We start from the raw sequence: 14,062 nt of genomic DNA, 5'->3' as shown, positions 1-14,062 counted from the left end.
GACCCTGAAAATTATGAACATTATGGCAAAAAGTGTTGAGTACTGCATTAAGAAATAACTTGTGACTGTTAATAGAATTATCGCTAATGATTGATTATTGAAACTTATTTACAAGAGTATTATAATGTACACGTGTTCAAAAGTCAATAATGTATCTATTAGTAGAATCAGGATGGGTAATGGAGGAAGACATGAAAAAAGACAAAAGTTTATTTGACAGAATCGTGCACGTGATTGTATTCTGTGGGAAGGAAATAGAGGCCTTTTTCTTTCTTGCGACCATCATCTGTGCAGTTTGTTTTCCTTTTGTAAAGGTAAACTACGATTTAAGCAAATATCTGCCCCAGTTTGCTCAGACAAAACAGGCTCTCGATGTAATGGAGGATGAGTTTGGGTACCCTGGCATGGCCCGGATCATGGTAAAGGATGTAAGCCTTCCGGAAGCTAAGAGAATAAGAGAGCAGATATCGGATCTGGAAGGGGTGGACCTGGTCATAGGCCCGGACCTGACCACTGATGTGTATATGGGGGCCTCCTTTGTGAATCAGGGAATCACAGATATGATGTCAGTGGATGCTTTTTCCATGGAGGATTACTACCATGACGGATATGCACTGATGGATGTGATCTTTGAAAATGGTGATGACAATCACCTGACCCGTGAGGCGGTGGACCATATTTACCGCATTGTGGGAAAGGACAGAGGCTCTTTTGCCGGAAGCGCTGTATCCAGCAAGGAGCGTGAAGAGTCCATAACAAAGGAGATCACCATGGCGATCGGAATGGCTCTGGTGATCATCTGGCTTATATTGACCCTTACCACCACGTCCTGGATGGAACCGTTTTTGTTTATTTTTGTCATGATCGTGGCCATCATCATGAATATGGGGTCTAACCTGATGTTCGGCACCATATCATTTTTTACATTTTCCACGGCAGCCATTTTACAGCTGGCAGTATCCATGGATTATTCTATTTTCCTTTTACATACTTTTACGGCGATCAAGAATACGGGTATTGAAATACATGAGGCTATGGAGCTGGCGGTAAAGGAATCCTGCAGTTCCATTCTGGCCAGCGGGGCCACCACCATTGTAGGGTTTCTTGTGATCGCATTTATGCGTTTTACCATTGGCAAGGATGTGGGATTTGTGCTGACCAAGGGAATCCTCTGCAGCCTGGCCACCGTACTGTTCCTCATGCCGACTCTGATCCTGCACTTTAATGATAAGATTGAAAAAACGGCCCATAAACCGTTTCTTCCTTCTTTTGACCGGTTTGCAAAATTGATGAACAAGATTCGGAAGCCTGTTTTCGTTGTTGCCATTTTTCTGGCTGTTCCCTGTTACTTTGGTCAGAATATGAACGTTTTTTATTACGGAGATGATGCCATTGGAGCCGGACCGGGAACCAGGGTATATGAGGATACCAGGGCAATCAATGAGGAATTCGGAAAATCCAACATGATCATTGGCATAGTTCCCAACGGCGACCTGGTTACAGAAGGGCAGCTGACGGATTCTTTAGAGGACCTGGATTTTGTAAATTACGCCATATCCATGGCGGGAACAGTGCCCAAAGGAATTCCGGAAAGCTTTCTTCCGGAAAAGGTGAGCGAGCAGCTTAGAAGTGAGCGGTATGCCAGACTTTTGATATCCTTAAATACGGTCCAGGAAAGCCCGTATGCCTTTGAATGCAGCCAGAAGCTGGAAGGCGTGATCAGGGAATATTATCCGGAGGATGCTTATGTTATAGGCATGACTCCCACAACCATTGACATCCGCGACATATTGACCGATGACTATAATAAGGTATCCTTATTATCATTGGCGGGAGTGGCTCTGGTGGTTTTTGCGACCTTCCAGTCGGTCCTGGTCCCAATCCTTGTTATCATACCCATTGAGGTGGCCATTTATTTGAACATGACACTGCCCTATGTGCTGGGGGACAGCATGGTATACATTGGATACATCATCGTAAGCTGCCTGCAGCTGGGAGCCACCATTGATTATTCTATCCTGATGACCAACAATTATCTGGGTTTCCGTAAAACCATGAATAATACGGATTCCGCCATGTCCGCCATTTCAAAAAGCACCCTTTCCATACTGACGTCAGGCGGGATTCTTACGGTCGTAGGTTATCTATTGTATTTTACATCGTCCATACAGGCCATTTCCCAGGTGGGACGCCTGGTGGGGAGGGGAGCGGTCTTAAGTATGGTTCTGGTGCTTTCCCTTCTTCCGGCGCTTTTAAGCACCTTTGACAAGCAGATCCAGAAACAGCAGCGGAATGCGGCAATGAGGAAGGAAAAACGGCGTTTAAGATATGGAAAAGTGAAATTAAAAGGAGAGAATGACCATGAAAAAGTATAATAGAATCCTGAGTATGGGCCTGGCTGCCATATTCTCCCTTCAGCCGGTTCTGTCGGCCCTGGCCGCGCCGGAAGTGCCCCAGTATGATGAAACTCTTTATGTAACCATGGATCCTTATGGAGAAATAAAGGAAAGCAGCATCGTAAAAAATTACCAGATGAATGGAAGCAGCAAGGTGGTGGATTACGGTGCTTATGAGAAGGTAATGAACTTAACGGATCATTCGGAACCTGTTTTGGGAGAAGACGGTTCCATCACATTTTCTCCGGAAGAGACGGGAAAACGGTTTTATTTTGAAGGCAGGACCCAGACAGAGAAATCCCAGCTTCCCTGGGATATTAAGGTGAGTTACCGTTTAAATGGGGTGGAAAAAAAGGCGGACGAACTGGCTGGAGAAAAGGGATTAATCGAGATCAATGTGGATCTGACCCCCAATAAAGGGCTCTCCGACTACTACCGGAATAACATGGCCCTAATGGCCAGCACAGTGGTGGATATGGATAAAAATCTAAGCCTGGAAGCCGAGGGAGCACAGGTGCAGGCTGTGGGAAATTTAAATATGGTTGCTTTTTTTCAACTGCCGGGGGAGGAAGGCCATTATTCCATCCGCATCGGCTCTGAGGATTTCAAATTCTCCGGCATTGTCTTTGCCATGGTGCCTTTGACAGTAAGCCAGCTTGAAAAGGTCAATGATTTAAGAGATGCCAAGGAAACTGTGGAGGATTCGGCGGATGCCATCAGCGACAGCCTGGATGTGGTTTTGAATACCATGGGCAACATGCAAAAAAGCATTGAAGATACGGCAGACGGCATCAGAGGGCTGGATAGAACCAGGCAGATATTTGCTGATTCCAAGGGCAAGGTGTATCAGAATGCCGACGAGGCACTGGCAGCTCTTGATGGCTTATCCCAGACCCTGCGTCCCTTTTATAATCACACTCAAAACGCCGGAAATGCCTTGAATGATATCAGAACCCAGACAAACCATACGGTGGAAATTCTTGATGATTTATCACCGGACCTGGGTGATTTGCAGGACAGTGTCCGGCATTTGCGAAATGAGGTGGAAGAGCTGCGGAAAATGGCAAAGGACTCCCAGACGGATATGAAATCCCAGGCCTTTCTCGGGCAGGCAAAAAAGATAGAAGAGCGCTTAAATACCCTGACAACTGAGCAGCAGAAGCTGGCAAAGGAGCTTGCTTCCCTTGGACAGTCCCTTCCTAAGCTGGCTGCACTGAACAGTACTCTCAGCAAATCGGCGGCAGGAATTGAGGCTGAGGAATTACAGGACTTAATCCAGGAAATCCAGGATGAAGGGCTTATGGATGAAGATGAGATATCCTCCTACCTGTTTAATGAAAAGGACTATTCCCTTCCGGAAATCAATGCGCTCACTGCCTACCTGTCCTCCGCACTGGAAAGCGGCAACACAGCAACTCCCAGCAATGGGTCTAAAGCCGCGGTGGAAGCGGCCGCTCCCCTGGCCGCCCTTCTTCCCCAGCTTGCCGACAGCGGTGCAGGACTGACGGGAGATCTGGCAAAAATGCTTGGGATGACCCAGATGCTGGTGGCAGATTTATATTCCTTAAGAGGCCCTGTAAACGGGGCATTTGACGGAGCTATGGGCATAGCAACTGCAGCAGGGAACATCTGTGACACTGCCGATGATTTAATCAGCGCTGCCGATGAATTAAATGGTATTTTAAACCGTCATCACGACGAAATGATTGCCACTTTAAATGATGTCGGAAAAATGACAGACAGCGCATCAAGGGGCATTGATTCCATGAATGTATTTTTCCGGTCAATGGAAAGCCAGATGAAGACCGTGGGAGATTCTTTAAACGGAAGCACAGAAAAAACCTTAAACGGTCTGGCCGGCGCTTTGGATGAGGCGGGAAATGGGCTGAATCAGACCGATGTATTAAAAAACGCAAAGGATACCATTAAGGGAATGATCGATGACAAATGGGATGAATATACAATTGATAAGACGACTATTTTAAACATTGATACAGAAGCTTCTCCTGTGTCCATAACATCGGCAAAAAACCCTTCTCCCAGGAGTATTCAGATGATTCTGCGTACAGAGGAAATAAAGGATAAAAAGGATAATGCTGATGTAGATGTGGATGAGGATTTTTATCCTGATGGAAACATTTTTCATAGAATTGGAAATATTTTTAAACATATCTGGAGGTCAATCACCTCTGTTTTTAAGTGATGGTATGACAAACTGTTGGTGCTTTGCTCACCGTGGTATTATGAGAGGTCATGAGGACAAGGCTTACGTCCGGATTGAGCAAAGTTCTGGTAATCAGCTGCGCGGCAGGATGAGAACCGGAATATAACGGATATGTGCCGGAATCAACAGAAGGAACCCGGATGCGGATTCAAAATAAAAGAGTTTTTTGTTTATTTAAGGCAGCGGTTAAAGAGAGGGGGCAGGATTTTCTCTTTGACTGCTGCTTTCTCCGGAATATTTTAAGAATTGTCACAAGTTTCCATGATGCTGATTTGAAAAAACAGAACATACATTCGAAAAAAGGGCTTGAAAAAACAGTCTGCTTATGTTACAATAAAGCAAAAGAACATGTGTTCGAGGTGGAAAATGCTGATTCAGGAAGAATTAAGTGTACAGGAAAAGCTTGAAATATTATCAGATGCCGCAAAATATGACGTTGCCTGTACCTCCAGCGGGGTAGACCGGAAGGGGAAGGCAGGGACTCTTGGGAATACGACGGCGCCCGGGATCTGCCATAGCTTCTCTGCAGACGGCAGATGTATCTCTCTTCTGAAAATATTGTTTACTAACCAGTGTATTTATGACTGCAAATACTGCATCAACCGATGCTCCAACGATGTGGTGAGAACTGCGTTTACTCCGGAAGAAGTGTGCCGGCTGACGATTCAGTTTTACCGCCGCAACTACATTGAAGGGCTGTTTCTCAGCTCAGGAGTTCTTTACAGTGCGGATTATACCATGGATCTGATCTATCAGACCCTTAAAAAACTCCGGGAGGAATATCATTTCCACGGTTATATCCATGTAAAGGCCATTCCAGGGGCAGACCCGGTTCTCATTGAAAAGACAGGGTTTCTGGCGGACCGTATGAGCATCAACCTGGAGCTTCCCACGGCTGATGGGCTTAAGAAGCTGGCTCCCGGTAAAAGCAGGAGCAAGATCCTTACGCCAATGAAGCAGATACAAAAAGGCATTAAGGCCAATCGTTACGAACTGATGGAATACAGGAAAGCACCATCCTTTGTGCCCGCTGGACAAAGTACTCAGATGATTGTAGGTGCCACTGGAGAAAATGATTTTCAGATGACCATGGTGGCGGAGGCTCTTTATCAGAATTATGATTTAAAAAGAGTTTTTTATTCCGCATTTGTTCCGGTCAATCAGGACAGCAGCCTGCCGGCTCTTCCCGGAGGACCGCCCCTTTTGCGGGAACACAGGCTGTATCAGGCAGACTGGCTCATGCGTTTTTATGGATTTCGTGCTGGGGAATTGCTTTCTGAGGAACGCCCTAATTTTAATGTGCTTCTGGATCCCAAGTGTGACTGGGCCTTGCGCCATCTGGAACAATTTCCTGTTGAAGTAAATAGGGCAGATTATTATACGCTGCTGAGAGTTCCCGGAATGGGAGTGAAGTCAGTAAAACGGATCATTGCGGCCAGAAGAAACGGGCCTCTTGATTTTGATGCTTTAAAAAAGATCGGTGTCGTATTAAAGCGGGCGATTTATTTTATTACATGTTCCGGCAGGATGATGTATCCGGTCAAGATTGAGGAGGATTATATATCCAATCACCTCATTGGAGAGGAGCAGAAAAAAATATGGGACATCGGTTCAACGGGAACGTTTCGTCAGCTTTCCTTGTTTGATGACATGAATTTGCCTGCTTTGAGAGATTTTGGAGGAATCCGGATATGAAGACAGTCTATTTGTGTGAGGACAGCGTGGAAGGCATTTTCAGCGGTGTATATGCAGCGTGGACCAGCAGGAAGGGACATGATCATGTGAAGCTTGGTCTCCTGGGAAATGAGGATACCATGGAGCTGTTCTGCCAGTATGAGGAGGTTCCGGTCAATGCCGGCAATGCGGATAAGGTGGTACAGGCTGTCAGGAAAAAGATATCGGAAGAGGCCTATGCTGCCGTATACAAAGCCGCATTAAGCAAGGAAAGAGATCGTGCGGATAAAATTTACCGTTTTTTGATTTATGGTTTCCACGTTGGGGCAAGAGTTGTGAACATGCTTCAGATCCAGGAAGTATACGATATTTTTCAGATGTGCCGTCATATTGATAATGAGACCCATCTGCTTACGGGCTTCGTGCGCTTTGTGGAAATGGAGGGGGATCTTTTGGTGAGCCGGATCGGCCCGAAGAATGATGTGCTTGTTCTTCTGTCTCCTCATTTCGCGGACCGCATGTCAGGAGAAAATTGGGTTTTATATGATGAAAACAGAAAAAAAGCTGTTTTGCATCCGGCTCTGCGGCCATGGTTTTTGGTGGATTTAATTTCGTCTGAATGGGAGGAGAAAATGCAAAAAGCGTCGGATGAGGATGAATATGAGGTGCTTTTTCAAAGCTTCAGGAAAAGCATTTCAATAAAAGAGAGGAGAAATCCGACTTGTCAGCGCAATCACATGCCCCTCCGTTACAGGGCATATATGCCTGAGTTTTCCCATGGCTTAAGGGATCTTTGACTCCTGGGATGTCCTTGTTATATAAGGCGGGATCATGGAACGGGAAAAAAGCATTGCCTTTTTCCCTTTTTTCGGTTATCATAAATACAGGTTCCGGTTCAGGAACATTCCAGATGCGTTTCTGCATATTTTCCAGGTTTATTGTTAGTGAAACAGAAGTATGAAATACCCTGCGGGTATACCTTTACACCGGTGAAGCGGGGCGGACTCTGTCCAGAAAGCATGGGCATACATAGGAAAGGAGAAGCGGTTTTGTACAGTAAAGTCCATAGTGTGGGTATTAAGGGAGTAGAAGGGGTCCCCATTCTGGTGGAGGCGGATGTCAGTGACGGACTCCCAGGCTTTTCCATGGTCGGTTATCTCTCCTCTGAGGTGAAGGAAGCTCAGGACCGGGTGAGAACGGCACTGAGAAATTCCGGATTCCGCCTGCCTGCAAGAAAAATCACCATTAATTTGTCACCTGCCGACATACGCAAGGAGGGAACTGCTTTTGATCTGCCCATTGCGGTGGCTGTATTGACTGCTGCCGGCATGATAGAACCTGTTGCCTTGGGGGATTGCGTGATATCCGGGGAATTGGGCTTAGATGGAGAGATCAAACCTGTACGGGGTGCTCTTTCCATCACAGCGGCTGCAAAAAAGGACGGAAAGCGTCAATGTTTTCTACCCAGTGAAAACGTCAGAGAGGGCTTAGTAATAGAAGGAATGGAAATTATTGGAGTAGATCATTTAAAGGATTTAACCGATCAGCTTAATTTTCCGGAAAAGCAAAAAGCAGGCTGTAATAGCCAAGGCAGACTGATGCATCAGGAGGAAGTCTATGGAGTTGACTTTTCTGAGATCGGAGGTCAGGTACTTTTAAGGCGGGCCACAGAGGTGGCGGTGGCAGGTATGCACAACATTGTTTATATCGGTCCGGCAGGGACCGGAAAGACTATGCTGGCCAAAAGAATCCCAACGATCATGCCTTCCCTGTCAATGGAGGAGGCTGTGGAGATATCAAAGATATACAGCGTATGCGGGCTTCTTTCCCAGGAAAATCCCTTGATGACAAAACGGCCCTTTCGAAGCCCTCATCACACCATCAGTCCGACGGCTTTGGCCGGGGGAGGACGGATACCAAGACCAGGTGAGATCTCCCTGGCATCCGGAGGCGTTCTGTTTCTGGATGAATTACCCGAATTTGAAAAAAATACCATAGAGATCTTAAGGCAGCCCCTTGAGGAGAGGAAAATAACGATTTCCAGGATGTACGGCGCATATGATTTTCCTGCGGATTTTATGATGGCTGCCGCCCTAAACCCTTGCCCTTGCGGTTTTTTTCCGGACCGGACAAGATGCAGATGTTCGGAACAACAGGTGCGCAAATATTTAAGCAAAATATCAAAACCCCTGCTGGATAGGATCGACATATGTGCAGAGTCCCGGGCGGTCACATACGAAGAACTGCAGGAAAGAAAAGGCGGTGAATCCTCTGCTTCCATCCGGAAGCGGGTGGAGGAAGCCAGAATGATTCAAAGAAAACGTTTTAAGGGTCAGGGGATATATTTTAACAGCTCCATGAATAAGGTTCAGATTGAGGAAGCATGCTGCCTGGGAAAGAGAGAGCAGGAGTTTTTAAAAAGAGTTTATGAAAATCTGGGCCTTAGTGTGAGAGGCTACGAAAAGATACTGAAGGTATCCAGGACCATAGCGGATTTGGAGGGCTCCGAAAAAATAAGAAAAAACCATTTAGCAGAAGCGGTGGGACTGCGCAGCCTGGAAGGAAAATATTGGGGAGAAATTTATGGAAGATCATGAAGAAAAGGAGTATTTATATTGGCTTTGTCATGTTCCCGCTTTAGGCGCAGTGAAAATAAAAAAGCTGTATGATTACATTGGAAGCTACAAAAGAATATATAATATAGAAGGAAAAGAGCTGGAACGTTCAGGGCTTTTAAAACCGGCAGAAGCTTCATTTTTTCAGGAGATGAAAAGAAACAGGGATTCCTGCAGATCAGAGCTGGCGGGGCTGGAAAACAGAGGAATTCGTTTTGTCACCCCTCATGACAGAGAATATCCAAGACGGCTTCTGGAAACATATGGGTATCCTATGGGAATTTTTTTCAGGGGAAAGTTACCGGAAGATGACAAGCCTTCGGCTGCCATAATCGGAGCCAGAAACTGCACAAATTATGGAAAACAAATGGCCTCTTACCTGGCCAGGGAGCTTTCCGCGGCAGGGATTCAGATCATCAGCGGCCTGGCATGGGGAATTGACGGAGCCGGGCATTTAGGAGCGCTGGAGGCAGGCGGGGACACTTTTGGAGTCTTAGGCTGCGGGATCAATATCTGCTATCCAAAGGAAAATTTTGGATTATATGAACGGATGGCTGTCCAGGGCGGAGTCATTACGGAGTTTATGCCAAATGAAGCGCCAAGACCCTGTAATTTTCCCATGAGGAACCGGATCATCAGCGGACTGTCGGATATAATTTTAGTTATTGAGGCCAGAGAAAAAAGCGGTTCCCTTATCACGGTAAATTTAGGACTTGAACAGGGAAAAGAAATTTTTGCCCTTCCCGGAAGGGTGACAGATCCCTTAAGCGCCGGCTGCAACAGGCTTATTTCTGAAGGTGCCGGAATTTTGTTAGACCCCGGTTCTGTGCTGGAATATTTCAAATTACAGAGTGGTAATATATTAAGAGTTCATGAAAAAGATAAGAACGGACTTGTCAAAAATGAAAAAATGGTGTATAGTTGCCTAGATTTGCAACCGAAAAATCTGGAAGAGATTATATCTTTAAGCGGATTGTCTGTCAGCGATTGTATGAGCGCCCTGTTGGAATTAGAGTTTAAAGGCCGTGTTGTACAGACGTCCCATCAATATTATGGTAAGAAACTATAGGCGAGGAGTTTGGTATGGCGAACTGTTTAGTAATTGTGGAATCACCGGCAAAGGTAAAAACGATAAAAAAGTTCCTGGGAGCGAACTATGAAGTAGATGCTTCCAACGGGCATGTGAGGGATCTTCCGAAAAGCCAGATGGGAATTGACGTAGAGAATGATTTTGATCCTAAATATATAACAATCAGAGGAAAGGGCGATATTCTGGCCAAGCTCAGGAAAGAAGTGAAGAAGGCCGATAAGATTTATCTTGCCACTGACCCTGACCGGGAGGGGGAAGCGATTTCCTGGCATTTAATGAAAGCTTTAAAGCTGGATGAACTGAAGGAAAAGCAGGTATACCGGATCAGCTTTAATGAGATTACGAAGAATGCGGTAAAGACTTCTTTAAAGACTCCAAGAGCGATTGATATGGATCTTGTGGATGCCCAGCAGGCCAGAAGGGTTCTGGACCGTATGGTGGGATATATGATAAGTCCTCTCCTTTGGGCAAAGGTAAAGAGAGGTTTGAGCGCCGGCCGTGTCCAGTCCGTGGCGCTGCGGCTGATCTGTGACCGGGAGGAAGAAATCAACGCGTTCATTCCAGAGGAATATTGGAACCTGGAAGCTGTTTTAAAGCAGGGAGGAAGCAAAAAGCCTCTTGCAGCAAAATTTTACGGTGACAAAGACGGCAAAATTGCCATCCGGAGTAAAGAAGAGCTGGAAAAGATTCTGGCAGGTCTTGAAAACCAGACCTATCAGGTGGAGGAGGTTAAAAATGGAGAAAGGGTTAAGAAAGCCCCCATACCGTTTACCACCAGCACCCTTCAGCAGGAAGCCTCCAAGGTACTGAATTTTTCGACCCAAAAAACCATGCGTTTGGCTCAGCAGCTGTATGAAGGCGTGGAAGTTGCAGGACGAGGAACCGTGGGTCTTATCACCTACCTAAGAACTGACTCCACTAGGATCGCGGAAGAAGCGGATGTTGCGGCAAGGGAATATATTGGAAAGCAGTATGGCAGCCAGTATGTGGCAAATGGAGAACAGGCGAAAAAAAGCAATGCAAAGATCCAGGATGCCCACGAGGCCATCCGTCCTACGGATATTTCTCTGACGCCGGTTATTGTGAAAGAATCCCTGCAGCGGGATTTGTTCCGGCTTTACCAGTTGATCTGGAAACGTTTTACAGCCAGCAGAATGCAGCCCGCCGTTTACGAAACCACTTCAGTCAGGGTGGGAGCCGGGAACTATGTTTTCACGCTTTCTGCCTCCAGACTGTCCTTTGACGGTTTTATGTCCGTCTATGTACAGGAGGATGATAAGGAAGAAGCCAATGTATTGCTGGGCAATCTGGTAAAAGGCAGTCCCCTTAAGCTTGATAAACTTGAGAGCGGGCAGCATTTTACCCAGCCGCCGGCCCATTTTACGGAAGCCTCTCTTGTAAAGGCAATGGAGGAACAGGGAATCGGACGCCCCAGTACCTATGCCCCTACGATCACCACAATCATAGCCAGACGGTATGTGGCAAAGGAAAATAAAAATCTTTATGTGACGGAGCTGGGAGAAGTGGTCAACAGTATGATGAAGCATAGCTTCCCAAGTATTGTTGATATCACTTTCACTGCAAATTTAGAATACCTGCTTGATAAAGTGGGAGACGGATCTGTCCAGTGGAAGACGGTTGTGAAGAATTTTTATCCGGATTTAAAAGATGCGGTGGATAAAGCCCTTGTGGAATTGGAAACCGTGACCATTGCCGATGAGGTGACAGATGAGATCTGTGAGCTGTGCGGACGGAACATGGTTATAAAGTATGGCCCTCACGGGAAATTCCTGGCTTGTCCCGGATTCCCGGAATGCAAGAATACAAAGCCTTATCTGGAGAAGATCGGCGTGCCTTGCCCGAAATGCGGAAAAGAAGTGGTAATAAAGAAAACCAAAAAGGGAAGAATTTATTACGGCTGTGAGGCAAATCCGGAGTGTGATTTCATGTCCTGGCAGAAACCTTCCACCAAAACCTGCCCCAAGTGCGGAGCTTATATGGTTGAAAAAGGAAACAAATTGCTTTGCTCAAATGAGCAATGTGGATACAGTGCTGATAAATAGGAAAAAGAAATATTATTAAGAAAATCGAAAATCTTCAAAAAACTATTGTTATTTGAAAATAATAATGTTAATATTTAATCATTAGAGATGTATTTTAGTTTTTCACATAAATTCTTAAGGAGGTTTTCGGCTATGAGCGTACAGTTGTTGGACAAAACTAGAAAAATTAACAAATTATTGCATAACAATAATTCGCATAAGGTTGTATTTAACGATATCTGTGAAGTGCTGACCGAGATCCTGAATTCGAATATTCTTGTGATCAGCAAGAAGGGAAAGGTGCTGGGCATTGGCCTGACACCGGACATCGAGGAGATTCAGGAGCTGATCGCGGACCAGGTAGGCGGTTATGTTGATACGATGTTAAATGAGCGTTTGCTCAGTATTTTATCGACTAAGGAGAATGTCAATCTGGAAACGCTGGGTTTCACTGGTGACGATATCAGAAAATACCAGGCAATTATCACACCGATTGATATTGCAGGGGAAAGGCTTGGAACCCTGTTCATTTATAAATCCAATTCCCAATATGATATAGACGACATCATTTTAAGCGAATACGGAACCACGGTGGTAGGGCTGGAAATGATGCGCTCCGTCAATGAGGAGAATGCGGAAGAAACCAGAAAAGTGCAGATTGTCAAATCAGCGATCAGCACCTTGTCCTTTTCTGAATTGGAAGCCATCACCCATATCTTTGAGGAGCTGGACGGCAACGAGGGCATTCTGGTAGCCAGTAAGATCGCTGATCGTGTAGGGATCACCCGTTCTGTCATTGTAAATGCTCTTCGGAAATTCGAAAGTGCAGGAGTGATCGAATCCAGATCTTCCGGAATGAAGGGGACTTACATCAAGGTATTGAATGATGTGGTATTTGATGAATTAAAAACCATTAAAGCCGGAACCATTAAAAATATGCCCGAACGCCGGGATATAAAAGATATATAAATCAAAGTCAAAAGAAAAAGGAGCAGAAGAAAAACTGCTCTTTTTTTAATAAAAATCATTGTATATCCAGTTGATTCATTAATACACAAAATATGGTAGGATATGTTTGTTTTGCACATAAAGTATAAAAAAATACTTGCATCGTGTAGAAAGATATGCTATACTGGCTAGGCTGACAAAAAACACGTCTGCGGATTTCAGAGGATGGTGCCGGGTACCGGTCTCCTTGGAAGCATGAGAAGCAGGCGGAAGTAAAAACCAAATGGAGGTAGTAACATGAGTGTTATTTCAATGAAGCAGCTTTTGGAAGCTGGCGTACACTTCGGTCATCAGACAAGAAGATGGAACCCTAAGATGGCTCCGTACATTTACACAGAGAGGAACGGCATCTACATCATTGACTTACAGAAGTCTGTAGTAAAGGTAGATGAGGCTTACAAGGCAGTATCCGATATTGCTACAGAAGGCGGCAAGATTCTTTTCGTAGGAACAAAGAAGCAGGCTCAGGATGCCATCAAGTCTGAGGCAGAGCGTTGCGGCATGTATTTCGTTAATGAGAGATGGCTTGGCGGAATGCTTACAAACTTTAAGACAATCCAGTCCAGAGTTGCAAGATTAAAACAGATCGAGACTATGTCCCTTGACGGTACATTTGATGTTCTTCCTAAGAAAGAAGTAATTGCTCTTAAGAAAGAATGGGAGAAGTTAGAGAAGAACTTAGGCGGAATCAAGGAAATGAAGAAGATTCCGGATGCAATTTTCGTTGTAGATCCTAAGAAAGAAAGAATCTGCGTTCAGGAAGCCCATACACTGGGAATTCCGTTAATTGGTATCGCTGATACAAACTGTGATCCTGAAGAACTTGATTTCGTGATTCCAGGCAATGATGATGCGATCAGAGCCGTTAAGTTAATTGTATCTAAGATGGCAGACGCAGTGATCGAGGCAAACCAGGGCGAGGCAGTAGCTGAGGAAGCAGAAGCAGCTCAGGAAACAGAAGAGACTGTGGAAGCTTAATTATTCAGGCGATTAAATGCTTCGACCTGCTTTGA

9 protein-coding genes are annotated in these 14,062 nt (G+C 45.4%); all 9 read left to right on the top strand.

Annotation, left to right across the window (positions count from 1 at the left end):
- The first annotated feature begins 191 nt into the window (after positions 1-191).
- On the top strand, positions 192-2,375 hold the full coding sequence (locus tag K401_RS0125970; RefSeq protein ID WP_024295685.1) for an efflux RND transporter permease subunit: 2,184 nt from the start codon (positions 192-194) through the stop codon (positions 2,373-2,375).
- The gene (locus K401_RS0125965) at positions 2,362-4,599 is read left to right on the top strand and encodes a hypothetical protein (RefSeq protein WP_084492984.1); all 2,238 of its coding nucleotides are present in this window, start codon (positions 2,362-2,364) and stop codon (positions 4,597-4,599) included. Before K401_RS0125970 ends, K401_RS0125965 begins: the two co-directional genes overlap by 14 nt.
- A gap of 387 nt (positions 4,600-4,986) precedes the next feature.
- Complete coding sequence (locus tag K401_RS0125955) at positions 4,987-6,315, top strand: putative DNA modification/repair radical SAM protein (protein WP_024295682.1); 1,329 nt, start codon at positions 4,987-4,989, stop codon at positions 6,313-6,315.
- Positions 6,312-7,091 (top strand): TIGR03915 family putative DNA repair protein, encoded by a 780-nt coding sequence (locus tag K401_RS0125950; RefSeq protein WP_024295681.1) that lies wholly within the window; start codon positions 6,312-6,314, stop codon positions 7,089-7,091. Before K401_RS0125955 ends, K401_RS0125950 begins: the two co-directional genes overlap by 4 nt.
- 252 nt (positions 7,092-7,343) lie before the next feature.
- Positions 7,344-8,891, top strand: coding sequence for a YifB family Mg chelatase-like AAA ATPase (locus K401_RS0125940; protein ID WP_024295680.1), 1,548 nt, complete (start codon positions 7,344-7,346; stop codon positions 8,889-8,891).
- Entirely contained in the window at positions 8,878-9,978 is a 1,101-nt protein-coding gene (gene dprA / locus K401_RS0125935) for a DNA-processing protein DprA (protein ID WP_024295679.1), read from the top strand. Before K401_RS0125940 ends, dprA begins: the two co-directional genes overlap by 14 nt.
- Before the next feature lie 14 nt (positions 9,979-9,992).
- Entirely contained in the window at positions 9,993-12,062 is a 2,070-nt protein-coding gene (gene topA, locus K401_RS0125930; protein WP_024295678.1) for a type I DNA topoisomerase, read from the top strand.
- Between the two features lie 132 nt (positions 12,063-12,194).
- Positions 12,195-13,010, top strand: coding sequence for a GTP-sensing pleiotropic transcriptional regulator CodY (gene codY / locus K401_RS0125925; RefSeq protein WP_024295677.1), 816 nt, complete (start codon positions 12,195-12,197; stop codon positions 13,008-13,010).
- 276 nt (positions 13,011-13,286) lie between these two features.
- Positions 13,287-14,027 (top strand): 30S ribosomal protein S2, encoded by a 741-nt coding sequence (gene rpsB, locus K401_RS0125920; RefSeq protein ID WP_024295676.1) that lies wholly within the window; start codon positions 13,287-13,289, stop codon positions 14,025-14,027.
- The last annotated feature ends 35 nt before the right edge of the window (positions 14,028-14,062 follow it).

Source organism: Lacrimispora indolis DSM 755, from assembly GCF_000526995.1.
Taxonomy (GTDB): Bacteria; Bacillota; Clostridia; order Lachnospirales; family Lachnospiraceae; genus Lacrimispora; species Lacrimispora indolis.
Note: the sequence above shows the minus strand (reverse complement) of the source record. Positions and strands in the feature narration are given on the sequence as shown.